General features: G+C 64.7%; 24 protein-coding genes and 2 pseudogenes. 8 read left to right on the plus strand and 18 right to left on the minus strand.

Annotation, left to right across the window (positions count from 1 at the left end; all coding sequences use genetic code 11):
* Window positions 1-4 precede the first annotated feature (4 nt).
* From CFP68_RS03720 to CFP68_RS18625, 17 genes and pseudogenes are all read right to left on the minus strand, one after another.
* Window positions 5-460 carry an RpiB/LacA/LacB family sugar-phosphate isomerase gene (locus CFP68_RS03720; protein WP_099824675.1) on the minus strand — a complete coding sequence of 152 codons (456 nt, stop codon included), beginning with the start codon at window positions 458-460 and terminating at the stop codon, window positions 5-7.
* Window positions 457-1,233, minus strand: coding sequence for a triose-phosphate isomerase (locus tag CFP68_RS03725; RefSeq protein WP_099824677.1), 777 nt, complete (start codon window positions 1,231-1,233; stop codon window positions 457-459). The genes CFP68_RS03720 and CFP68_RS03725 overlap by 4 nt, the downstream gene beginning before the upstream one ends.
* On the minus strand, window positions 1,230-2,162 hold the full coding sequence (locus CFP68_RS03730) for a sugar phosphate isomerase/epimerase family protein (protein WP_099824679.1): 933 nt from the start codon (window positions 2,160-2,162) through the stop codon (window positions 1,230-1,232). The genes CFP68_RS03725 and CFP68_RS03730 overlap by 4 nt, the downstream gene beginning before the upstream one ends.
* Window positions 2,159-2,992, minus strand: coding sequence for a TIGR01459 family HAD-type hydrolase (locus tag CFP68_RS03735; RefSeq protein ID WP_099824684.1), 834 nt, complete (start codon window positions 2,990-2,992; stop codon window positions 2,159-2,161). The genes CFP68_RS03730 and CFP68_RS03735 overlap by 4 nt, the downstream gene beginning before the upstream one ends.
* Window positions 2,989-4,227 (minus strand): FGGY-family carbohydrate kinase, encoded by a 1,239-nt coding sequence (locus tag CFP68_RS03740; protein ID WP_099824686.1) that lies wholly within the window; start codon window positions 4,225-4,227, stop codon window positions 2,989-2,991. Before CFP68_RS03740 ends, CFP68_RS03735 begins: the two co-directional genes overlap by 4 nt.
* Window positions 4,220-5,197, minus strand: coding sequence for a class II aldolase/adducin family protein (locus CFP68_RS03745; protein WP_099824688.1), 978 nt, complete (start codon window positions 5,195-5,197; stop codon window positions 4,220-4,222). The genes CFP68_RS03740 and CFP68_RS03745 overlap by 8 nt, the downstream gene beginning before the upstream one ends.
* The gene (locus CFP68_RS03750; RefSeq protein WP_099824690.1) at window positions 5,194-6,693 is read right to left on the minus strand and encodes a glycerol-3-phosphate dehydrogenase; all 1,500 of its coding nucleotides are present in this window, start codon (window positions 6,691-6,693) and stop codon (window positions 5,194-5,196) included. The genes CFP68_RS03745 and CFP68_RS03750 overlap by 4 nt, the downstream gene beginning before the upstream one ends.
* Complete coding sequence (locus CFP68_RS03755) at window positions 6,690-7,343, minus strand: class II aldolase/adducin family protein (protein WP_099824693.1); 654 nt, start codon at window positions 7,341-7,343, stop codon at window positions 6,690-6,692. Before CFP68_RS03755 ends, CFP68_RS03750 begins: the two co-directional genes overlap by 4 nt.
* A gap of 4 nt (window positions 7,344-7,347) precedes the next feature.
* On the minus strand, window positions 7,348-8,388 hold the full coding sequence (locus tag CFP68_RS03760) for a 2-hydroxyacid dehydrogenase (RefSeq protein ID WP_099824695.1): 1,041 nt from the start codon (window positions 8,386-8,388) through the stop codon (window positions 7,348-7,350).
* Window positions 8,381-9,955 carry an FGGY-family carbohydrate kinase gene (locus CFP68_RS03765; protein ID WP_099824698.1) on the minus strand — a complete coding sequence of 525 codons (1,575 nt, stop codon included), beginning with the start codon at window positions 9,953-9,955 and terminating at the stop codon, window positions 8,381-8,383. The genes CFP68_RS03760 and CFP68_RS03765 overlap by 8 nt, the downstream gene beginning before the upstream one ends.
* Window positions 9,952-11,076: an ABC transporter ATP-binding protein gene (locus tag CFP68_RS03770; RefSeq protein WP_099824701.1), complete on the minus strand. Its 1,125-nt coding sequence runs from the start codon at window positions 11,074-11,076 to the stop codon at window positions 9,952-9,954. The genes CFP68_RS03765 and CFP68_RS03770 overlap by 4 nt, the downstream gene beginning before the upstream one ends.
* A complete protein-coding gene (locus CFP68_RS03775; protein ID WP_099824704.1) occupies window positions 11,073-12,188 on the minus strand; it encodes an ABC transporter ATP-binding protein in 1,116 nt (371 codons plus the stop codon). The genes CFP68_RS03770 and CFP68_RS03775 overlap by 4 nt, the downstream gene beginning before the upstream one ends.
* Window positions 12,189-12,191: 3 nt before the next feature.
* Window positions 12,192-13,049 (minus strand): carbohydrate ABC transporter permease, encoded by an 858-nt coding sequence (locus CFP68_RS03780; protein ID WP_099824706.1) that lies wholly within the window; start codon window positions 13,047-13,049, stop codon window positions 12,192-12,194.
* Between the two features lie 11 nt (window positions 13,050-13,060).
* On the minus strand, window positions 13,061-13,927 hold the full coding sequence (locus tag CFP68_RS03785) for a carbohydrate ABC transporter permease (protein WP_241523941.1): 867 nt from the start codon (window positions 13,925-13,927) through the stop codon (window positions 13,061-13,063).
* A gap of 171 nt (window positions 13,928-14,098) precedes the next feature.
* Window positions 14,099-15,544: an ABC transporter substrate-binding protein gene (locus tag CFP68_RS03790; protein ID WP_099824710.1), complete on the minus strand. Its 1,446-nt coding sequence runs from the start codon at window positions 15,542-15,544 to the stop codon at window positions 14,099-14,101.
* Between the two features lie 29 nt (window positions 15,545-15,573).
* On the minus strand, window positions 15,574-16,530 hold the full coding sequence (locus CFP68_RS03795) for a sugar-binding transcriptional regulator (protein WP_099824713.1): 957 nt from the start codon (window positions 16,528-16,530) through the stop codon (window positions 15,574-15,576).
* Window positions 16,531-16,807: 277 nt separating this feature from the next.
* Window positions 16,808-16,952: pseudogene (locus CFP68_RS18625) on the minus strand (IS256 family transposase); the annotation flags it as partial.
* Between CFP68_RS18625 and CFP68_RS18630 the strand changes: the two are divergent.
* Window positions 16,953-17,219 (plus strand): annotated as a pseudogene (locus CFP68_RS18630) (transposase); the annotation flags it as partial.
* Window positions 17,220-17,389: 170 nt separating this feature from the next.
* Here the strand turns inward: CFP68_RS18630 and CFP68_RS03810 are convergent.
* Complete coding sequence (locus CFP68_RS03810; RefSeq protein ID WP_099824715.1) at window positions 17,390-18,745, minus strand: FliI/YscN family ATPase; 1,356 nt, start codon at window positions 18,743-18,745, stop codon at window positions 17,390-17,392.
* Window positions 18,746-18,830: 85 nt separating this feature from the next.
* Here CFP68_RS03810 and CFP68_RS03815 point away from each other — a divergent pair, with 85 nt between their 5' ends.
* From CFP68_RS03815 to flgA, 7 genes are read left to right on the plus strand one after another with little or no spacing between them, the layout of a single operon-like run.
* On the plus strand, window positions 18,831-19,223 hold the full coding sequence (locus tag CFP68_RS03815) for a FlgB family protein (protein ID WP_099824717.1): 393 nt from the start codon (window positions 18,831-18,833) through the stop codon (window positions 19,221-19,223).
* Between the two features lie 9 nt (window positions 19,224-19,232).
* The gene (flgC, locus tag CFP68_RS03820) at window positions 19,233-19,622 is read left to right on the plus strand and encodes a flagellar basal body rod protein FlgC (RefSeq protein ID WP_099824720.1); all 390 of its coding nucleotides are present in this window, start codon (window positions 19,233-19,235) and stop codon (window positions 19,620-19,622) included.
* 28 nt (window positions 19,623-19,650) lie between these two features.
* A complete protein-coding gene (fliE, locus tag CFP68_RS03825) occupies window positions 19,651-19,944 on the plus strand; it encodes a flagellar hook-basal body complex protein FliE (protein ID WP_099824722.1) in 294 nt (97 codons plus the stop codon).
* Window positions 19,945-19,947: 3 nt separating this feature from the next.
* Window positions 19,948-20,214, plus strand: a complete 267-nt coding sequence (locus tag CFP68_RS03830) for a flagellar biosynthetic protein FliQ (protein ID WP_099824724.1) — start codon at window positions 19,948-19,950, stop codon at window positions 20,212-20,214.
* Between the two features lies 1 nt (window position 20,215).
* Window positions 20,216-20,932: a flagellar hook-basal body complex protein gene (locus tag CFP68_RS03835; RefSeq protein ID WP_099824726.1), complete on the plus strand. Its 717-nt coding sequence runs from the start codon at window positions 20,216-20,218 to the stop codon at window positions 20,930-20,932.
* A 25-nt stretch (window positions 20,933-20,957) separates the two neighbouring features.
* Window positions 20,958-21,743 (plus strand): flagellar basal-body rod protein FlgG, encoded by a 786-nt coding sequence (gene flgG / locus CFP68_RS03840; RefSeq protein ID WP_099824728.1) that lies wholly within the window; start codon window positions 20,958-20,960, stop codon window positions 21,741-21,743.
* Window positions 21,740-22,168, plus strand: a complete 429-nt coding sequence (gene flgA / locus CFP68_RS03845) for a flagellar basal body P-ring formation chaperone FlgA (protein ID WP_099824730.1) — start codon at window positions 21,740-21,742, stop codon at window positions 22,166-22,168. The genes flgG and flgA overlap by 4 nt, the downstream gene beginning before the upstream one ends.

The following is a 22,168-nucleotide window of genomic DNA, read 5'->3' on the forward strand; positions in this document are numbered from 1 at the left end:
GCGCTCAGCCCCGGTGGTACTTGGCGTCCACCGCGTCGATCGCGCGGACATTCCCGGCCGAGCGTCCATCGGGATCGAAATGGCTGGACAGGAACGCGTCTGCGATGTCCTTGGCCAGTTCGGTGCCGATCACCCGTGCGCCCATGGTGATGATCTGGGCATTGTTCGACGTCGCGGCCTTGCCCGCGGAATAGGTGTCGTGGCATTGCGCCGCACGGATTCCCGCCACCTTGTTGGCCGACAGGCAGACTCCGATGCCGGTGCCGCAGACCAAGATGGCACGCTCGACCTTTCCGGCGATCACGGCGCTTGCGACCCGATCGGCCAGATCGGCATAGAAGGCGTCGGGCCCGGCCTCGGTGCGCGACATCTCGACCACGTCATGGCGTTCGGCCAGATGATCGGCCAGGATCCTTGCCAGGCCTTCGCCTGCGCTGTCCCCTGCCACTGCGATTTTCATGTCGGTTCTCCCTTGTCCAAGGTTGCGGCGCATTTTGCCAGAATGTCGAGATAGCCGGTGACGTCCCACGCCGAGCGGCCGATGAACAGCCCGTCCACGTGGGGGCAGCCGATCAATTCCTCGCAGTTGTCCGGATTGACCGATCCGCCGTAAAGGCACGGCACGCGCCGTCCCAGCACATCGCCGGCGACGGCGATGATTTCGGCCTGTCGCGCGTCGGCATAGTCGGATGTCGCCGGGATGCCATGTTCACCGATCGCCCACACCGGCTCATAGGCCAGCAAAACGGGCGCGTCGCCGCTGGCCTGCGCCAGGGCGGCACCGACCTGCGTGGCAAGCACATCCCTTGCACGCCCGGCGTTCCGTTCGTCCAGGGTTTCGCCGATGCAGACCAGCGGGATCAGCCCGTGCCGCTGCGCCGCGGCGACCTTCAGCCCCACGGTTTCGTCGGTCTCGCCGAAGTGCGCACGCCGTTCGGAATGGCCCAGCTCCACCATGTCCAGCCCGCAATCCACCAGCATCGGCGCCGAAACCTCGCCGGTCCAGGCGCCCGCGTCGGCCCAGTGCATGTTCTGCGCGCCGACCTTGACCGACGTGTCGGCCAGCGCGGCCTTCACCTCGCGCGCGCAGGTGAAGGGGGGCACCACGAACCGCTGGATGCGGGCATCGCGCCCGCCGTCCGCCGCGGCCAGTGCGTGGGCAAAGGACAGCCCCTCGGCCAGGGTCTTGTTCATCTTCCAACTGGTGCCGATCCAGAGCGACGGTTGGGTCATATGTTCAAATCCTGTATTCCGCTATCGATATGGGGCGCCCAGAAGGCGACGCTTTCGGCGATCTGGTCGATCACCTCGCGGTCATTCGGCTCGCGTTCCTTGAAGGACAGTTCAAGACAGATCTCATTATCCACCGCCCCGCCCTGGGCCAGAGCGGCAAGCAAGGCGTCGGGCTGAATCCGCCCCCGAGCGTTGAACGCCGCGATGAATGGCCGGTGGCCGCCCTTGTCCATCAAACTCTGCTTGATATGGATGATCGGGCTGACCTTCGGCACCGCCCGCGCCCAAGCGTAGGGATCGTAATCGTCGGGATCGGGGCTGGTCACGTCGCCATGGTCGATGTCGGCCATCATCTTCATCGGGACCGCGAAACCGGCACGCTCAAGCCGATCCTGCAACGCCAGCGCGCCGGCAATGGTTTCCCCAAATTCGCGCCCGATGCTCATCGGCTCCCAGAAAACAAACTCCAGTCCGGCGGCCTTGGCATGGTCGGCCACCTCGGCCCAGCATTCCATCGCGCTGTCGATCAGGGCGGCGCGACGGGTTGGGTCGTCGAAATCGCGGTAGGTGAAGATGGCGAATTGCGTGCCGATGGATGTTCCGCCCAGATCGGCCGTGATATCGGCGAAGGTCTTGAACCATTGCACATGATGACGCCGCACCTCGGCATCGGGATGGCCGAAATGGTTCAACCTTCCGTATGGGCCCGTCATCCCGCTGGTGACGCGCACACCGGTCCGGCGCAAGGCAGCCGCCATCGTCCGGCTCAGCCGCGCGATCACGGGGGCGGGCCAGTCGGGGTTGATGAACTCATGGGTCAGTTGCAGGTCACGGATGCGCAGATCCCGTGCGACCGTGTCGATCAGGTCGTCGGGTTCTGCGAACCGGTTGACCAGGGGGTTCGTGTTCAGCGAAAGCGTCAGTGTCATAACGGTCCCTCCAGGCAAAAGCCCGGTATGATGAAATCAGGCATCGCGGTGGCGCGGCAATGCTCCAGCAGCGCGGCGTCGGACAGATCCGAATGCAGCCCCGTGCGCACCAGGGCGGTGGCAAAACCGGCGCCCTTACCGCCGGCGATATCGTGCGCCGGGCTGTCACCGATGCACAGCACGCGATCGGGCTTGCCCAGGGCATCGTGGGCCCGGCGATAGATCAGCGGAAAGGGCTTGCCGACCCATTCGACCCTGCCGCCCAGATCCTCATACATTTCCGCAATGGCGCCAGCGCCGAACCGCTGTCCCTGCGGCGTCAGCATCTTCATGTCGGGATTGGTGCAGAAGGCCGGCACGCCGCGCCGCGCCGCGGGCGCCAGCCAGTCGCGGTATTGGTTGCGGTCGAATTCATCGGCCCGGCTGCCGGCGATGACCAGCAGATCGGCCGCTTCGGCCTGATCGACCGGGGTCAGGTCCAGCCCGTCGACCGCCGACATGTCGCCGTCGCGCGCATGCACCCAGACCGCGACGCCTGGGCGGATGTCCTGTCCGATCCGGCGTTTCATCTCGGCGAAAGCCGCCTCTCCCGACGACATCACGCCGAGATAGCTGTGCCGATCGAACCCCAGCCGCGTCAATCGCGCCGCGTTGGGTGCCGCGCGTTTGCCCGAGTTAGACAACAGCACGATCCGCTTGCCCATCCCCGCCAGCGCCGACAAGGCCGCGGCCGCGCCATCATAGGCCCCGGCGCCATCCATCAGCACACCGAACTGATCGATCAGAAAGGCATCATATCGGCCTGCCAGCGCCCTGAGGTCCGTCTTCATCGGGCCGACCGTGCCAGAAGCGCCGTGCCATATGCGGCCTCGCCGGACAGGGGCGGCGGCATGGCAACCGCCAGGCGCCGCGCGCGGATGCGCGTCCAGGCCGTGTTCGCCGCGCCGCCGCCAACCGAACGGACGCTGCGCAACGGGGGTGCGCCCAGCTCGGCCAGGCGGCGATAGGCCAGCGCCTCGATGGTGGCGATGCCTTCGAACATCGCCTGAAGGTGCGCGCTGTCGTCGGCCGGGCGCGGCCCCATGACCGGCGCAAGGTCCGGGTCGTTGACGGGAAACCGTTCGCCGGTTTTGGCCAGCGGATAATAGGACAGACCGGTATCGGTCTCGGGGTCGATACGCGCGGACAGGGAAGCGATCTGCGCCGGCGAGAAATCGACCAACAGCGCCGCGCCACCCGAATTGGACGCCCCGCCCGCCAGCCAGAGGCCCATGATCTTGTGGCTGTAGATGCCGAATTCAGGCGCGAACACCGGCTTGTCGGACAAAAGCTTGATCGTCAGCGTACTGCCAAGGGCCGTCACCCCGTCGCCCACCCGCGCCGCCCCCGTCGCCAGGAAAGAGGCACAGCCATCGGTCGTGCCGGCAACCACCAAGCAGGTCGCGGCAAGGCCGAAGTCATTCGCGCCCACCTGCCCGACCACCGCGCCCGGTGCCACGACATCCGGCAGCACGGCGGGGTCGATAATTTCGGCGATCCAGTCCGGCCATTGGCCGCTGACGGGATCATAGCCGGTCTTGAGGGCGTTGTTCTCGTCACTGATCCAGCGTCCGCTGAACTGTCCGGCGATCCAGTCGGCCTGGTGCACCACCCGCGCCTTACCCCGTGCCGCAAGCTGCACCGCCCGCGCCAATCCGCTGGTGGCGCCGCGTGCGGCAGTTGTCTGCGGCGAAACGGCGGCGATGCGCGCCAGCAGATCGCCATCGGTGCAGGCGTCGTTGTACATCAGCCCGTCGGACAGGGGCGCCCCCCGACCATCGATGGCCAGCATCGTTCCCGACGTGCCATCGACCGCCAGCGCGACCACATCGCCCACCGTCACATCCGCCAGCGCGGCGCGCACCGCGCGCTGCGTTGCGGCCCACCAGACCGCCGGCGCACGCGGGCCGCCGGCGTGGTCCGACAGCGCCGATTTGCCCGCGCCGACAACTTGCCCCGCGCCATCGATCACCATGGCCCGCGCACCCGAGGTGCCCAGATCGATGCCAAGGAACAGCTCAGCCATTCAATGCCTGCCGGTATTTCTCGGCGTCCCAGTCCAGCAACGCGCCGTTTTGCGCCAAGGTCAGGTAATTCAGGGCCGCGCCTTCGGGCACGCGTGTCAACACATCCCCCAGGCACCGCGCCAGCGCCCAGGCCCCCGACGTTGCATCCGCGCGCATGGCCGCCCCCTTGCCGGGGATCAGGACAAACGGCGGGCTGTCGCCTTCGGGCGGCATGTCACAGGCCAAAGCCCCCACACCGCAGAAGATGACGTGATCGGGATAAAGGCTTCCGCCCGTCGCCATGGACAACAGCGCCGGGTCACCGGCGACATGGGACAGCGACGCCGGCCCCACCATCCACCCCGCAGGCAGATCGCCCAGGGTTGCGGCCTGCAATGGCACGGCATCCATGCGAAGGGCGGCAGACACCCGGTGCAGAAGATCGTCGGCCGCGGCCACCGTGTCGGCCGCGACAATTACGCCGTGGTTGCCCAGGATAATCACGTCACGGCCCTTTTCGACCTCGTCACGCACCAGCATCGCAAGGTCGGCGCCGGGTTTCGCATAGGGCACGATGCCCCAGTCGAAGCCGCCCAGCTTGGTGCCGATGGCGGCCACCGGATCAGCCTGCACGGCATGCACCAGCGTATGGATGCAATGGGCGTGCAGCACGACGCGCTGCGGGAAGACGGCGTGCAGCGATGTCTCGATCGAAGGGCGCAGGCCGTCCTGGGCAAGGGCGAATTCCATCGGCCGATCGGCGCGGTCCTCGCCCTTTTGCAGGCTGTCGCGCATCGCGGGCAGATCGCAGGCCACAAAGATGTCGCGGGTTTCAGCCTCGGCCAGAAGTGTGCCCGAAGCCTTGATCCACATCACCTGTCCGTCCTTGACCGAGGTATTCCCCCCCGCCGCCTGTATCAGCAACGGATCGGCGCCGATGCGCGCCGACAGCCGCGCCAGATCGTCCATGTCATCGGGCCGCGCGGTCATGCCGCCAGGTCCGCGTTCTGATCGAACCACGTCGTGAACTCCTCGATCTCGGCGGCGCTCATGTGAAGGTTCTCCTTGGTGCGCCGGTGCAGCACGTCGGCCGCCGACATCGCCCATTCATGGGTCACGAGATAGCGCACCTCGGCCTCGAACAGGCGCGGGCCGAATTGCATGCCCAACCCGCCAAGCGCCGTCGCATCGCCCAGGATCATCCGCATCCGCGTGCCATAGAGCCGGCCCCAGTGCAGCGCCAGGTCACGCGGCAACCAGGGGTATTCGCGCTGAACCCCGGCCAGGAACCCGTCGAAATCCGCCCCCGCGATATCGCCACCGGGCAAGGACGCCTGCGCCGTCCAGTCCGCGCCCATCTGCGGGAACGTCGCGTCCAGCTTTTGCAGCGCATGTTCCGCCAGCTTTCGGAACGTCGTGATCTTGCCGCCGAAGACATTCAGAAGCGGCGCACCGCCCTGCGCCTCGAGGTCGAACACGTAATCGCGCGTCACCGCCGAAGGGTTGCCCGCCCCGTCGTCGTAAAGCGGGCGAACGCCGGAAAAGCTCTGGACCACATCGTCGCGGGTCAGTTCCTGCTTGAAATAGCGGTTCACGGCCGCCAGCAGATAATCGATCTCGGATTGATCCGCCGTCACCGCCTCGGGGGCGCCGTCATAGGGGATGTCGGTGGTGCCGATCAGCGCCTTGTCGCCCTCATAGGGGTTGATGAAGATCACCCGCTTGTCGGTGTTCTGCACCAGATAGGCCTGCGGCCCCTCCCAAAATTTCGGCGTGACGATGTGCGAGCCCTTGACCAGCCGGACATTGCGCCTGCTGTTGGTTCCGGTCACGCGCCCGATGACATCCGTCACCCAGGGCCCCGCGGCATTGACCAGCGCGCGGGCCGAAAACGTCCGCTCACCATCCGGGCCCTGCACGGTGATGTCCCACATCCGGCCGTTGCGCCGCGCGGACGTGCAGGCCGTGCGCGTCAGCACCTGCGCGCCCCTGGCGGCGGCATCCACCGCGTTCAGAACCACCAGGCGGCTATCGTCGACCCAGCAATCCGAATATTCGAACCCCTTGGTATAGGTGTCCTTCAGCGGCGCGCCTTCGGGATCCTGGCGCAGATTCAGCACCCGCGTGCCGGGCAGCTTTTTGCGGCCCCCCAGATTGTCATACAGGAACAATCCCAGGCGCACCAACCACGCCGGCCGGTCGTCGGGCGAATGGGGCAGGACAAAGCGCATGGGCCAGATGATGTGCGGCGCGGCATTCAGCAGCACCTCACGTTCGATCAGCGCCTCGCGCACCAGCCGGAATTCGTAATATTCCAGGTAACGCAACCCGCCATGGACCAGTTTGCCCGACCGCGACGAGGTGCCCTGTGCCAGGTCGTCCTTTTCGCACAGCACGACGCTCAGGCCCCGCCCGGCGGCGTCACGGGCGATGCCCGCGCCGTTGATGCCGCCGCCGATGATGAAAAGGTCGACCGGTTCGCTCATGCCTGGCGGTCCTTCGACTGCACACCGTAGCTTTCGAAACCGCGTGCGGTTTCTTCGATCTCGGCATCGCTCAGGATCACGGGGCCGCCGATCGCCAGGGTATGGACATATTGATGCGCCAGCGCCTCAAGCTCACCGGCCAGCCACAGGGCACGGGTCAGGTCGGACGCGCCGACAACCATGCCGTGGTTGGCCATCAGACAGCCGTTGCGCCCCTCCATCGCGGTCAGGATGCACGCCGACAGATCGGCCGTGCCATAGCGCGCGTAATCGCAAACGCGGATGTCGGGGCCGCCGAAGGCCGCGATCATGTAATGCACCGCCGGGATCGGTTTGCGCGCGATGGCCAGGATGGTCGCATAGGGCGCATGGGTGTGAACGACCGCGTTCATGTCGGGGCGACCGCGCAGGATGTCGCGGTGGAAACGCCACTCGGACGACGGCTTGTTCGGCCCCTCCCAGGTGCCGCTGTCATCGGCCAGAGACATTCGGGCAATCATGTCCGGCGCGATCACGTCGTAGCCGACCGCCGAAGGCGTGATCAGCATATCGTCCCCGTCACGGACGGAAACATTGCCCGACGCGCCCCGGTTCAGGCCGTCGGCTTCCAGCTTCTTGCAGGCTGTGATGATGTCCTCGCGGTGTCCCATCAGATCAGCACCGGTTGCGGGCAGGTTCGCCCGCGATATAACGGCGGACCTCTTCTGCGGCCTGTTCGGCGGCATAGGTCACCGTGCGCACCGAGGCCCCGGCGATATGGGGCGTCAGGGTCACGTTGGGCAACTGCAACAGCGGCCAGTCGGCGGGAACCGGTTCGACGCCGAAGGTTTCCAGCATGGCACTGCCGATTTCGCCGTCCACGAGCGCCTGATACAGGTCATCGTAATCGCACATCGGTCCACGTGCCGTGTTCACGAACAGGGCGTCGTTCTTCATCTTTCTGAAAGCCTCGGCATTCATCATGTTCCTTGTTTCGTCCGTGACGCGGGCATGCAACGTCACCACGTCCGAGTCGGCCAACAGCCGGTCAAGCGATACGTGCTCGACCCCGGCCTGTGCGTCCTCGGGGGCCAGTTGCACATAGGGATCGCAGACCAGCACCCGGGTGCCGAAGGCGCGCAGCAGTTTCACGACCTTGGTCCCGATATTGCCATAGCCGATGACGCCAACGGTCATCTCGTTCAATTCGCGCCCGGTGGTGTCGGCGCGGTAAAGATCGCCGCGCCACTTGCCCTGGCGCAAGGCCTCGTGCCCCGTGCGGATCTTGCGCGTCTCGGCGAGGATCGCGCCGATGGTGAACTCGGCCACCGCGGTCGCGTTGCGCCCCGGCGTGTTGACCACCGTCACCCCGTGATCCGCCGCCGCCGCCATGTCCACGTTGACCGGCCCGCCGCGCGACACCGCGACCAGCTTGAGGTTCGGCATCCGCTCGAACATGCCGCGCGACAGGGGCGCCAGTTGGGTCACCAGGATTTCCGCGTCACCGACAAACTCCACCACGTCATCGGCCGTGCCGAAATATTCCTTCAGGCCATCCATGCCATCGACGGCATAGCCATGTTCCATCGGGTCGTCCGGCCAGTTGTTCGTCTTGGTGCGGATGCTCACGTCGTCTCCGCACGCCGCAACCAATGCATCGGCGAAGGCTTCGGGCAGCATGAACAGATCCCCGATGATCGCGACCGACTTAGGCATGGTTCGTCTCCTTGGTGTTGATGGCAGCCAGCGTCGCCCAGACCGGGGCAGTCTGGGCGCGAAGGGTGCGATAGGACGGGTAAAGGGCGCTGTAGCGTGCGGCAAGCGCCGCATCCGGCGCCTCGGCGGGGCCCAGCAGGGGCTGCACCCAATCGGCGCAGCAGGCACTCATGTCGGGATAGGCGCCGATGGCGACGGCGGCGGTCATCGCCGCCCCCGCCGCCCCCGCCTCCTCGCGCGAGGTGGTGCGCACCGAGGCGCCCAGCGCGGCCGACAGGATCCGGCGCAGCGCCGCCGAGCGGGCCGCGCCGCCGGTCAGTCGCACCTCGGCCGGTGCGCCGCCCATGGCGTCATAGCAATCGCGCGCCGCGTATCCCAGGCCCTCGATCACGGCGCGCAGCAGATCCGCAAAGCCGTGCCGCGTTCCCAGCCCGACAAACCCGGCCCGGGCGCTGGTGTCGACGAACGGCCCACGCTCGCCCGCTTCGGAAATATAGGGGTGATAGATCACCTCGCCCGGGTTCGTGCGCGACAGCCAGCCTTCGATCCGGGCGACCAGATCGGCGCGGCTGACGGTGCCGCCCATCTCCTCGATCAGATCTGCCCCCAGCCCCAGCAACCAGTCGATGTTCAGCGTCGAGGCCATGTTGGTCTGGATCTGCGCTACGGTGTCGGGCACCGGCAGGACCATGACATAACCCGATGGCTCAGCGCTCAGCCGGACGTCGGCGGCGGGGGTCGCGCGCATGTGCATGCCGGTCGATCCCACGATGGTGCAGCCGGTCGCGGCATCGGGCGTGTACAACCCCGCCCCCAAACCGGTGCGGGCCACATCGACATAGGCCAGCGCCACGGGCGTGCCGCGCAGAAGGCCGGTCTGTGCCGCGGCCTCTGCGCTCAGGCCATGGGTCTGGCGGACACCATCGACAATCTCGGGCAGCAGCGCGCGCCGGTGATCCAGCCCCAGGCTGGCGATCACCGCATCGCTGTAGGTGCGGGTGCGATAGTTGCCGAAGGTGAAATTCGCTTCCGACGGATCGGTGGCGCGCACACTCGTCAGGTTCAGATACAGCCAGTCCTTGCAGTGCAGCGCGACCTCGGATGCGTCCAGAACGTCGGGTGTCGTGGCATCCATATGGGCCAATTGCACGCCCATCTGGCAGGCGTTCAGCCCCGTTCCGGTGCTTTCGAACCGCGCGCGCGTGTCGGCCTGGCGCAGCCGTGTCGCCGTTGGCGAACTGCGCGCATCCAGCCACAGCCAGGCGTCCGTCACCGGCCGGTTGTCCTTGCCCACCAGCCAGGTGCCATCGCCCTGCCCGGTCACGGCAAGCGCGGCCGTGCGCGTGGCAAGGTCCGGCACCTTGGCGGCCAGATCCCGCAGGGTCCGGGCACAATTCGCCCACGTCTCGTCCTGCGACTGGAACGCGGCACCATCGGCGCGGGTGGTGTATCGGTTGGGGACAGCGGCCACGGCGATCTGCGTGCCGTCCAGCAGGAAGGCCACGGATTTGATCACCGAGGTGCCGGCATCGATCCCGATCAGAATGTCGCGCGCCCGATCCGTCATGCCAGATGCGTCCCGTGGCTGAGCGCGGCGCCGGTGTCCTTGTCGAAGACATGCAGGTCTTCGGGGGCCAGGCGCACCCTGATCGCATCCCCGACGGCGACATCCGCCCGGTCATGTTCGACCAGGACGATCGTGCCCCGGGCAAACGTCGCGGCGATATGGCTTTGATCCCCCAGCCACTGGTTCGCGATCACCTGCGCCTCGGCGCCGGCCGTATCCCGTTGCACCGCGTAGGGCCGCACGCCCAGCATGATGTCCTTGCGCGCCAGAAGCGTTGCGCGCACTTCGGGGGCGAAGGCGTCGGAGGCATAGTTCAGATGCACGCCATCCCCCAGGTCAAGCTGCAACTGCCCGCCCCCGTCGCTGGCCTGTGCGGAAAAGACGTTCATCGGGGGTTCGCCCACGAAGGTGCCGGTGAACAGGTTTGCAGGCGCCTCCTTGATGGTCTGCGGCGTTGCGAACTGTTGCAGGACGCCGCCTTCCATCACCGCGATCCGGTCTGCCAGGGCGTTGGCTTCGGTCTGGTCATGGGTCACCAGGATCGCGGTCAGCCCGCGTTCCTTGATATAATGCTTGATCCGGCCGCGCAGCAGCGTGCGCAACTGCGGCTCGAGCTGGCCCATGGGTTCGTCGAGAAGATGCAGATCGGCATCGCGGATCAACGCACGCGCCAGCGAGGCGCGCTGTTGCTGCCCGCCCGATACCGAGGTGGGATAGCGATGCAGGATATCGGTGATCTCCAGCATCTCGGTCACTTCCTTGACCTTGGCGTCCACCTCGGCAGCCGGCAGCTTGGCCGCCTTCAGCGCAAAGGCGATGTTTTCGCCGACGGTCACCGTCGGATAGAGCGAGTATCCCTCGAACGCCATCGCCACGTTGCGCCGCACCGGGGGCAGGGTCTGCACCTCGCGCCCGGCAAGCGAAATGGTGCCGCGGCTGGTTTCCTCGAACCCCGCGATCATCCGCAGGGTCGAGGTCTTGCCGCACCCGGACGACCCGAGAAGTGCGATGATCTCACCCTTCATCACGTCCATGTCGATGTTCTGAACGGCATGGACGCCCTGGCCGATGGGGCCATAGAATTTGTCGACACCCGCAAGTTTCAACAGGACGGTCATCATGCGGCTCCTTGTGATCTTGCGGTGTGACGTTCGGTCGGGACAATCCGGTTGCCCGTGGCACGGTCGAACAGGTGGACATGTGTCGCATCGATCGCGATGAACCCCGTGCCTTCGGCGGGACCGGGCGTGCCGGCGGGGCGCGACACCATGATTTCGCGCCCGTTCTTCGTCAGCCCCAAGGTGACGGTCTTTTCGTTCAGCGGCGTCTCGGTCTCGATCGTCAGGGGGATCGCGTCGGCAGTGCCTTCGGCAACGAAGCGCAGCGCCTCGGGGCGGATGCCGACGATGCACGCGCGCCCGGCGACCTCGCCATAGCCGCCATCGATGGGCACGGGAACGCCGGACAGGGTGATGCGCATGCCGCCCTCGGTCTGTTCGGGGATGACATCCAGCAGGTTGATCACCGGATCCCCGAACAGGCGGGCGATCTCGATATTGGCCGGTGCCAGGTAGATTTCGGAGGGCGTTCCGGTCTGTTCGATCCCGTGGGCATTCATCACCGCGATCCGGTCGCCCAGCGCCATCGCCTCCTTGTAATCCTGCGTGACATAGATCACCGTGGCGTTCTGATCCTTCAGCAGACGCGGCAATTCCAGCCGCATCTCGAACCGCAGCTTGGCATCGACGTTGCGCAACGGATCGTCCAGCAACAGGATGTCCGGCTCGCCGGCCAGGGCGCGGGCCAGGGCCGTGCGCTGTTTCTGGCCGTTGGACAGTTCCTTGGGCTTGTGGTGCAGCACATGCTCGATCTTCAGCATCCGGGCGATCCTGTTCACCGTTTCGGTGATCGCGGATTTGCTCATGTTGCGGGCGGTCAGGGGGGCGGCGATGTTCTGCGTCGCGTCCATGTGCGGAAACAGCGCGAAGTTCTGGAACGCCATGCCGATGCCGCGATCTTCCGGCTCGACCCCGTCCATGTCGCGCCCCTGGATTGTGATCGTGCCTTCGTCCGGCTCGATCACGCCCGCGATCAGGCGCAGCAACACGGTCTTGCCTGCCCCTGACGGGCCGAACAACACCAGTGTTTCGCCGCTGTCCACCGACAGGCTGACCCCGTCAAGGACCACGTCCTTCTTGAAGGCTTTGACAATGTTCTCAAGCGCCAGGGTCATGGTCTATCCTTTCACCGCGCCAAGGCTCAGGCCTTCGACAAGATAGCGTTGTGCGTAAAGCGCCAGGGCAAAGGTCGGCGCGATCGACAGGATGATCCCGGCCGCAATCTGGCCGTATTGCACGCCCGACGCCGTGATGAAGGCCAGCGCCCCCACCGTCACCGGCTGCTTGTCCGCCGAGGCCAGCACCAGCGCGAAGATGAAGTTGTTCCAGGCAAAGATGAACGCCAGAAGGGCGGCTGCCGCGATGCCCGGACCGGCCAGCGGAAGCGCGATCTTGCGGAACGTCGTCCACCAGCGATGTCCGGCGATGCGATAGGCATATTCGATGTCGGCGGGAATATCTTCGAAATAGCCGCGCACGATCCACAGGATCAGGGGCAGCACGATCAGCTGATAGACCCAGATCAGACCGCCATAGGTGTTGGCCAGACCCAGCTGCTGGAAATAGATCGTCAGCGGCAGCAGCACCAGAAGGGGCGGCGCGAAGCGGAAGGACAGAAGGGTAAACGCGATGTCTTCCGACCCCCGGAACTTGAGCCGCGCAAAGGCATAGGCAGCGGGCACGCCAAGGACCAGGCCGACGGCAACCGACGTTGTCGACAGGAACAGCGAGTTGAACAGGTTGCCCATGAACTTGATCTCGAGCGAGCTGGTGTCGGTGACCAGCTGGCCGGTGATCAGCCCGCGGTAATTCTGCAACGTCGGCTCGAAGAAGATCGACGGCGGCACCTGCAGGATCGTCGCGTTGGTCTGGAACGACATCAGCACGATCCAGAAAATCGGGAACATGAAGAACAGGATCACGAGGGTGATCGCGATGCCGCGCAGCACCCGTTCAAGTGGTGAAGTGGTGTTCATGGCGCCGCTCCCTATGCTTCGCCGCGCTGCCGCTCACGCAGGCGCAACCAGTTTTTGATGAAGATGTTCGACAGGAAAAAGGTGATCGCCCAGAGGATCATCATCAGCGCGGCGGACCGCCCCACGTTCGTCGATTGGAAGAAGTTCAGGTAAGCCTCGACCTGAAAAACCGTCAGGGAATCCCCCGGTCCGCCCTGGGTCATGGCATAGATGATGTCGAACTGCTGGATGCTTTCGATCACGCGGAACAGGACGGCCGTCAGAAGGAAGGGCGTCAGCATCGGCAAGGTGATGCGATAGAACACGAACCATCGCGGCACCCCGTCCAGCGCCGCCGCCTCGAACGGCTGTTGCGGCAGGGATCGCAGACCGGCAAGCAGCAGGATCATGATGAAGGGCGTATAGACCCAGACATCGACGATCACGACCGTCAGCATCGCGGTTTGCGGGTCGGACGCCCAGTTGAAATTGGTAAAGCCCAGCAAGTCGGCGAAATAGGACAGGATACCGAAACCCGGATTGGTCATCAGCTTCCACATCAACGCCGCCAGCGCCGGCGCCGTCATCAGCGGCATCAGCAGCATGATCGACACGAAGTTGTTGAACCGCGACCGCTTCTGCAACAGCAGCGCGATGCCAAGCCCCAGCAGAAGTTCGATCCCGACGGTCGCGAAAGCATAGGTCAGCGACACCTTCAACGTATTCCAGAACGAGGAATCCGACAGGAAGTTCAGATAGTTTTCGCCCCAGTTGAACTTGCGCGCCCAGGGCTGTGACAGGCGATAACGCTGCAACGAATACAGCACGGCCGTGAAGAACGGGATCAGGATGCCGATGCAGACAAGCAGGGCAGGAAGGCTGAGAACATAGGGCAGCATCCGTCGGCTGACCTTGAATCGCCTGCGAGGGGGGGCGCCTGTCGACACGTCTGACATGACAATCATCTCCTGTGGCCCCGAGCGCGGTCAGGGCGTGCAAGTCATCTTCGGATCTGAAAAACCGGTGGGCCTGCCCAAACCCGAGGGCAGGCCCGGTCGCGTTCGCGCGGCCTAGTGCAGGCCGGCTTCGCCCAACTGACGGTTCACGGACTCGGCCAGCATGTCCAGCCCCTCGTCGACCGGCGTCTCGTTGGCCACCATCTTCTGAAGCGTCTGGGCCCATTCCGTCGTCAGGTCGAAGAACAACGGCTGCGGCGTGAACTTGATCGACGCGCCGGGTGCCGATACGTCATGCATCTGGACATAGCCCGGATACTTGGCCGACAGCTTGTCGCGGAACATCTCGTCGGCCCAGACCGACGCCCGTGCCGGGTTCACGAGGTCCATCTCGCGGGCGCCGAACAGGTCATGCTCGGGGCCGGTGACCCACTGCAGGAAATACCACGCCGCGTCCTTCTTCTGCGAGAACTTGGACATGGCCATCGACCAGATCCAGATGTTCGGCGTGGGAGCCGAGGCAGCGGGGTTGGCCGCGAACGCCGAAAAGGCGAGGTTGCCGGCTTCGGCGTTGTCGCCGCCGTTCATGAAATACCCCAGAATATCGGCGTCGAACATCATCGCCGATTTCCCCGCACCCACATCGGTGCCGACCTGGTACCAGGTGTGCGTCGACCAGTCGGGCGCACCGGATTCCTGAATCATCTCGACCCATTTGCGGTGGTATTCCTTGGACACATCCGTGTTCATCGCCGCCGACAGCATGCCGTCGTCACCCACGGTCAGATCGACCTGGTCGAAGTTGGTATAGCCCGACAGGAATCCCGGGTGGATCGTCGCCCAGCTGCGCGAGCCGCGCACGCCGATGCCATAGCCACCGTCCATCACCGCCTTCGCAGCCGCCGCCGTGTCCAGCAGTTCGTCGATGTTGGTCGGCACGGACAGGTTGTTGGCGTCGAAGATCCGCTGGTTGTAGGTCAGGTTGTTCTGCTCATAGGCCAGCGGGATGCACCATTGCTTGGCATCCTCCGACCCGATGGGGGCGCCGGGCACGCCGCTCCAGGCACAGGACTTGCGCACGCCTTCCAGCATGTCCTCCCAGTTGTAGTCGGGGTTGGTCTTGCTGTCGTCGGTGATCCACTCGTTCAGATCCTCGACCCAGCCCGCCGGTCCATAGGTCCATGTCATGTAGGCGCCGGTCATGAAGGCATCGTATTCGCTGGATCCCGACGACAACGCGGCGGTGACCTTGTCGAAATACACGTCCTCGGGGAAGACGTCGTATTGCACGTCCATCCCCGTCAGTTCCTTGAAATTCTCGAGGTTGGCCAGCATCGCATCGGTATAGGGATGCTGGTTCAGCAGCAGGCGCACCGTCGTGCCTTCGTGCTTCTTCCAGTCGAAACCGTTCTGCGCCAGCGCGCGGGTCGCCGAGGCGTTGACCAGGACAGCCGCCGCCGAGGTCGACAGACCCAACGCCCCGAGGCCCCGGAACAACTCGCGCCGGCTCATCCGGCCCGCCGTGAAGCTGTCGATCAGCTTGTTCTCTTTGTCATACATGATACTTCCTCCCTTGGTTTCCATATTTGTCAGTCTTGCAAAAGCGCCCGTGCCGTGCGCTCATCGGTGATGAGGCCGCTCAGGCAACCGTTCATCAAGACAGATCGGATGGCGCCGACCTTCTCCCTGCCGCCTGCTATGGCGACAATCTTCTTGCCCTCGGGCCCGTTCAGCCCCGCGGACATGGTGCGGTCCGTCAAGGCGGTGCGGATCGTTCGACCTTCGGCGTCAAAGAACTGCCCCAGCAGTTCGCCGACCCCACCCTTGGCGACCACCGCCTTGATCTCGTCCGCCTCGATCATGCCGGACGACACCAGCGACGCGCCGGGTTCGGTGGTGCCGATGCCCACGACCTTCAATTCGGAATTGGCTGCCATCTCGAAGACAGTGGAGACGCCGCGCTGGTTCAGAAGCACCTCGCGGTCCTCGACGGAATTGGCAAAGAACGGCACCGGCATGACATAGGCAGCGGCCCCCGTCTTTGCGGTCAGCCGGGCCATCACATCGTGTGGCGTTGCCGAATAATTCCGCGTCAACCCGCCCAGAAGCGACACGAACTTGACCTTGGTGCCGTCGCACCGGCTCATCTGGTCGACCGAGGCCGCCAGGGTCCGACCGTGACCGATCCCGATGCAGGTGTAATCGCCGTTGTCGATCTCGCGCTTGATGAAGGATGCGCCGGACTGGCTCAGCGTGCGCAGCGGCAGGTCCTCTTCGCCAAGATCGGGCGCGATCTCGCATGTCGCCAGCCCATACCGGGCGGCCAATGCGTCTTCCAGCGCGACACATTCGGCGATGTCGCCCTCGATCGTGACCTTGACCAGACCGTCCTGAACCGCCCGCGCAATCAGGCGATGCGCCTTGACAGACGGCACGCCCAGCCGCTTGGCGACCTTGGCCTGCGTCAGCCCGCCGACATAGTGCAGCCACGCGGCACGCACCGACAGGCTTGCTTCCATCGCCGTCTTTTCCGCACTGAGGGCCATTTTCACTCCCGAGGAAGACGCCCGGCCACCACAGCCAGATGGATTTTTTTCCACATACTGTATAATTTTGCACTTCAGGATACATCTGTCAACGTTTTCACCCGCCGCACCGCAGCACGCGCCGTCGACCGATCGCGCTCTTGTCGTGGATTCATAGGCTTGAAAGCCGAAGTCCTGCCGCGGCGAACCGTGATTGCCGCAGTTGAAAACGCGCTGGCGGGTGGCACGCACGACAGAATTCCCGCCAGACCGGAGCACATGGCGAATCCTGCAACGCATCGGACAAGACGAAGGCGAAGGATGCGACCCTGACGATCCGGCCGCCCCGACGCACCTTCAGAAAAGTTGCGTCGACTCGCCGGCGCGTTCGTCGACACAGTGCTTTTCGAGATGCCGCTCAGGCCCATTGCCTGCACCAGATCGCCCCGGCTCATGTTTTAAGGGGCCGGCATACGGTTGTCGCGGCAGCGATCCGTCAGGCCTTTTGAGCCGCCCGATCGCAAGCCTGCAGGTGAAACCCGGCACCATGTCGCGGAGCAGCTTCGCACCCGGCGGTCCAAGCTGGCCGATCTGATGGATGCCCGCGAACATGATGTGCTGGCCTACATGGCCATCCCGCGCCGACGTTGCACGGCACAAATCCCATTGAGCGTCTCAACAACGAGGTAAGCCGTCGCGCCGATAACGTAAAGTTGGTCGGGAAAACGATCACCCGGATGGTTTTCCGATTCTCCCAACTCATCAGCGTGGCGGCATCCAGCATCTGCGCCGCCAACATCTACTTCAGCTTCGCGTTCCCGGCCTCAAGCGCCTTCAAACGTTCGGGTTCGGAGACCGGAGGGCGGGTCAACGATCCACCTCAAGGTTGTCGCGTATCGGCGGCGGAAGCACGGCGCTTGTTCGCCGGTTCGATGCAGGCGCGCAATGCGTCGAAGCTGTCGCCCACCCCCTTGGGCTCGCGTCGCCCGACGAAAGCATCCAGTTTTGGCCACGCAACAATGGCAGCGTCAATGGCGGGATCCGATCCGTGGGAATAAAGCCCTGATTGAATCATGAGCTCGGCCCGCTGATAGGTACCAAGCAGGCGCCGCGCCGTTCCGATCAGCGCATTTTCGGATTCATCCGCCGCATCCGGCAGCGCACGGGACACCGAGCGGAGCACGTCGATTGCCGGAAAACGCCCCCGCTCGGCGATGGCCCGGTCCAATACGACATGCCCGTCAAGCGTGCCACGCAGTATATCCGCCACCGGTTCGTCCATGTCGGACCCTGCCACAAGGACCGTGAAGATCGCGGTGATGTCGCCGATACCATCAACGCCGGGGCCGGCACGTTCGCTCAGCGCAGTGATCAACGCCGACATCGATGCGGGATACCCCCCGGGCCCTGTCGCCTCACCACACGAGACCGCGATTTCACGATGGGCGTCGGCGAAGCGGGTGATCGAATCGGCCATCAGCAGAACGTGTTTGCCCTGATCGCGAAAATGTTCGGCCACGGTCATCGCCGCCAGGGCACATCGCCGCCGCAACGCCGCCGAACGATCCGAGGTCGCCGCGACGATAATCGTGCGCGCCATTCCCCGCGGCCCCAGGACACGCTCGACGAAATCGCGAACCTCACGACCTCGCTCTCCGACCATGGCGATCACCACGATGTCGGCGGTAAGGTTTTGCGCCAGCAGGGACAAGATCGTCGACTTTCCCACCCCGGATCCCGCGAAAAGTCCGATCCGCTGACCACGCACGATGGGCAATAACGTGTTGAAAACGCTCAGCCCCGTGCTCAACCGCGGGCCAAGTCCGCGCCGCCGGGTCGGGTTCAGCGGCACACCCGTCAGACGCTTGCGTGTCATGCCCGGCAACCGGGTGCCTTCACCGAACGCCTCGCCGTACGGGTCCACGACACTGCCGATCCAGCTGTCATCCGGGGCCAATGTCGCCGCGCCCAACAGGATCACGCGCGCGCCCAGCACCATCCCCTCCAGGGGCGAATCGGGCAAGACGGATACCTCGCCCCCCTCGAGCGCCAGGATTTCACCACGACAGGTGCCGTGGGCCGTGACGATACGCACCAGGTCGCCCATGGCGGCGATGTGCGACAGCCCCGACACCACGATTTTTGCGTTTGAAATCGAAACGATACGTCCGACGGGACGCCCCAGGTCAACGTTGTCCAATGCGCCCAGGACATTCTCGAATCCGATGTCTGCCATTCCCTGTCCTTCTTTGACGGTGAGAACCCTTTGTAAAGGAATGACGGTTAAGCCTTCGTTGAGTTTGATCGAGGGAGAAGCCCCGATGTTCGACAGCATCGCCGTTCTGAAGACCGCCCATGCCATGGCCAGCCACGCAAGTCAGCGTCAGACGCTGACCGCGCGCAACGTGGCAAATGCGGACACACCCGGCTTTCGTGCCAAGGACCTGCCGACGTTTGCCGAGATGGTCGAGGCTCCGGCCACGGGCATCGACCTGCGCACAACGCGCAGCCGCCATATCGCGGCATCCGATCCCGGCCCCAGCGGCGGCCGCGCCATGGACGCGGGTCAGGAGCCTTCGCCCAACGGAAATACCGTTTCGATCGAGGCCGAGATGATTCGCGGCGCCGATATCCGCCATGAGCATGATCTGGCGATGTCCGTCTTCTCGACGGCGCGCGACATCCTGCGCACCAGTCTTGGCAGCAAGCGATAGGAGCACGTGATGAGCGATTTTCTCCAAACTCTTACCCTGTCTTCCAGCGGCATGACCGCGCAGGCCACGCGTCTGCGGCACCTGTCCGAAAACATCGCGAACGTCGACACGCCCGGTTATCGGCGCAAGACCGTCAGTTTCGAAGCCGTCCTGCAGGGCGGTGCGGCCGGACAGGTGGAGGTGGGCAAAGTCAGGCTCGACCGGGCCGAATTGACGCGGATCTATGACCCCGGCCATCCCCTTGCCGACGCGACGGGCAGCTATGACGGATCGAACGTCGACCTGATGATCGAGATCGCCGACGCACGCGAAGCCCAGCGCAGTTACGAAGCAAACCTGAAGGTATTCGATCAGGCACGCCAGATGGCGCAGGGCCTTCTGGACCTGCTGCGCCGCTAGAACCCCTCCAACCAAAAGGACATCCAGAATGGATATCAACGCCTTGAACGCCGCCCAAAGCTATTCGGCCAACCGGCCGCTGACGGCACCTGAACCCGGCAGCGCAGGAACAGGCGAAGACGCCTTTGCCGCGCTTGCACAGGACTTCCTCGCGACCATGCAGACCGGCGAGTCGACGGCAATGGCCGCGATGACGGGTGGCGCTGACACTCATTCGCTGGTGCAGGCGCTGGCACAAACCGAACTGGCTGTCGAAACCGCCGTGACCGTGCGCGACAAGGTGGTCGAGGCCTATCAGGAAATTCTTCGGATGCCGGTCTGACCGATGGATGAAGCGGTCTTTTTCGACACCTTGCGCCAGGGCCTTTGGGTTTCGGTCGTCATGTCGAGTCCGATCCTTCTGGTCGCGCTTGTCGCCGGCGTCGGGGTCGGCCTGTTCCAGGCGCTGACGTCGGTTCAGGAAATGACCCTGACCTTCGTGCCGAAGGTGGCGGCCATCCTGGTCGTGTTCTGGGCGACCATGAACTTCATGACCGACACGCTTGTCACCTATTTCGACACACAGATCATCCCCCAGGTCGGCGGAGAGTAAGATGGACAACGCAGGATATGCCACGTTGACGCGCCAGTCCGGTTTGCTGCGCGAAATGCAGACGGTGGCGAACAACATCGCCAACATGTCGACCGGCGGATATCGCAAGGAAGGCGTGATCTTTTCCGAATATGTCGAACGGCTCGACCCGCGCGAGCCGTCCCTGTCGATGTCTGCGGCACGCGGTCGATTGACCAGCGCCGCCCAGGGCGTCTTGACGCAAACCGGTGGCACCTTCGACTTCGGCATCGAAGGCGATGGTTTCTTCCTCATCGAGACGCCCCAGGGCCAGGCGCTGACACGGGCCGGCAGCTTTACCACCGCCGCGACCGGCGAGTTGGTGAACCCCGACGGGTATCGCCTGCTGGACGCAGGTGGCGCGGCGATCTTCGTGCCGCCTGACGCGGCGGGTGTGGCGCTGTCCTCGGATGGAACGCTCAGCGCGCAGGGGATCCCGATCACCCAGATCGGCCTCTGGAAACCGGCGGCGCCGGAAGACATGACTAAGCGCGACGGTGTCTTGTTCGACCTGTCCGCCCCACCTGACCCGGTACCGGATGCGACGATCCTCCAAGGGTTTCTGGAAGGGTCGAACGTCGATCCGATGACCGAGATGGCGCGCATGATCCAGGTGCAGCGCGCCTATGAGATGGGCCAGAGCTTCCTCGAAAAGGAAGATGAGCGGATTCGCGGCGTCCTGACCACTTTGGGTCGTTGATTTCAAACACGAAAAGGAGTGAGCCATGCGCGCCCTTCAGATAGCCGCGACCGGAATGAGCGCCCAGCAGATGCGGGTCGAGGTGATTTCCAACAACCTCGCGAACATGAACACCACCGGCTATAATGCGCGCCGCGCCGAATTTGCCGATCTGCATTATCAACAGGTGACGCGCGCCGGCACGATCAACGCCGCCGATGGCGCGCAACTGCCCACCGGCGTGCAACTGGGCCTCGGAGTCAGACCCGCCTCGATCAGCATGAATGTCCAGCAAGGCACATTGATCCAGACCGGCGCAGATCTGGACCTTGCGATCGAGGGCGGCGGCTTTCTCGAAGTGACGCTGCCCTCGGGCAACTCCGGCTATACGCGGGACGGGTCGCTGAAACGCTCGGGTGACGGGCTGATCGTGACGTCCGACGGATACGGCGTGGTGCCCGACATCACCATCCCCGCCGATGCGCGCGCCATTTCGGTGAACGCCGCAGGCGAGGTCTACGCCTATTTCAACGATCAACCCGAACCACAGCTTCTGGGTCAATTTTCCCTCGTCGGCTTTACCAACGTCAAGGGGTTGGAGGCGATGGGATCGAACCTGTTCCTTGAAACGCCCGCCTCCGGGCCGGCCCTTGCAGGCGAGCCGGGGACCGACGGTCTTGGAACATTGCGCCAGGGCTATCTCGAAAATTCGTCCGTCGACGCGGTGCGCGAGGTGACCCAACTGATCGAGGCGCAACGCGGGTATGAGTTGAACGCCAAGGTGATTACAGCGGCTGATCAGATGCTTGCAGCCACCACGCAGATTCGATGATCCGGTTCGGCATCATCATCGCATTGACACTCGGCGCACCCGTCGCGGCCGACACCTTGGTGGCCGCGCGAACGATCCGTGCACAGGCGATCCTCGGACCCGAGGATCTGAAAATGATGTCCCAGGATGTTCTGGGCGCGTTGGGCGATCCCGCCGCGGCGCTGGGCTTGGAGGCCCGCGTCATGCTGTATGCCGGGCGCCCCATCCGCCCCGGCGACATCGGCCCCCCCGCGCTGGTCGAACGCAACCAGATCGTTCGCGTCTATTTCCGCAACGGCCCGATCACGATTGCCATCGAAGGCCGCGTGCTGACCCGCGCCGGATCGGGTGATCCTGTGCGGGTGATGAACCTTGAATCCCGCACAACCGTCAGCGGCACCGTCGCCCAGGACGGCACCGTGCATGTCGTCAACAGATTGCCCTGA

The sequence above is a fragment of the Oceaniglobus indicus genome (genome assembly GCF_002751875.1).
Lineage (GTDB): Bacteria > Pseudomonadota > Alphaproteobacteria > Rhodobacterales > Rhodobacteraceae > Oceaniglobus > Oceaniglobus indicus.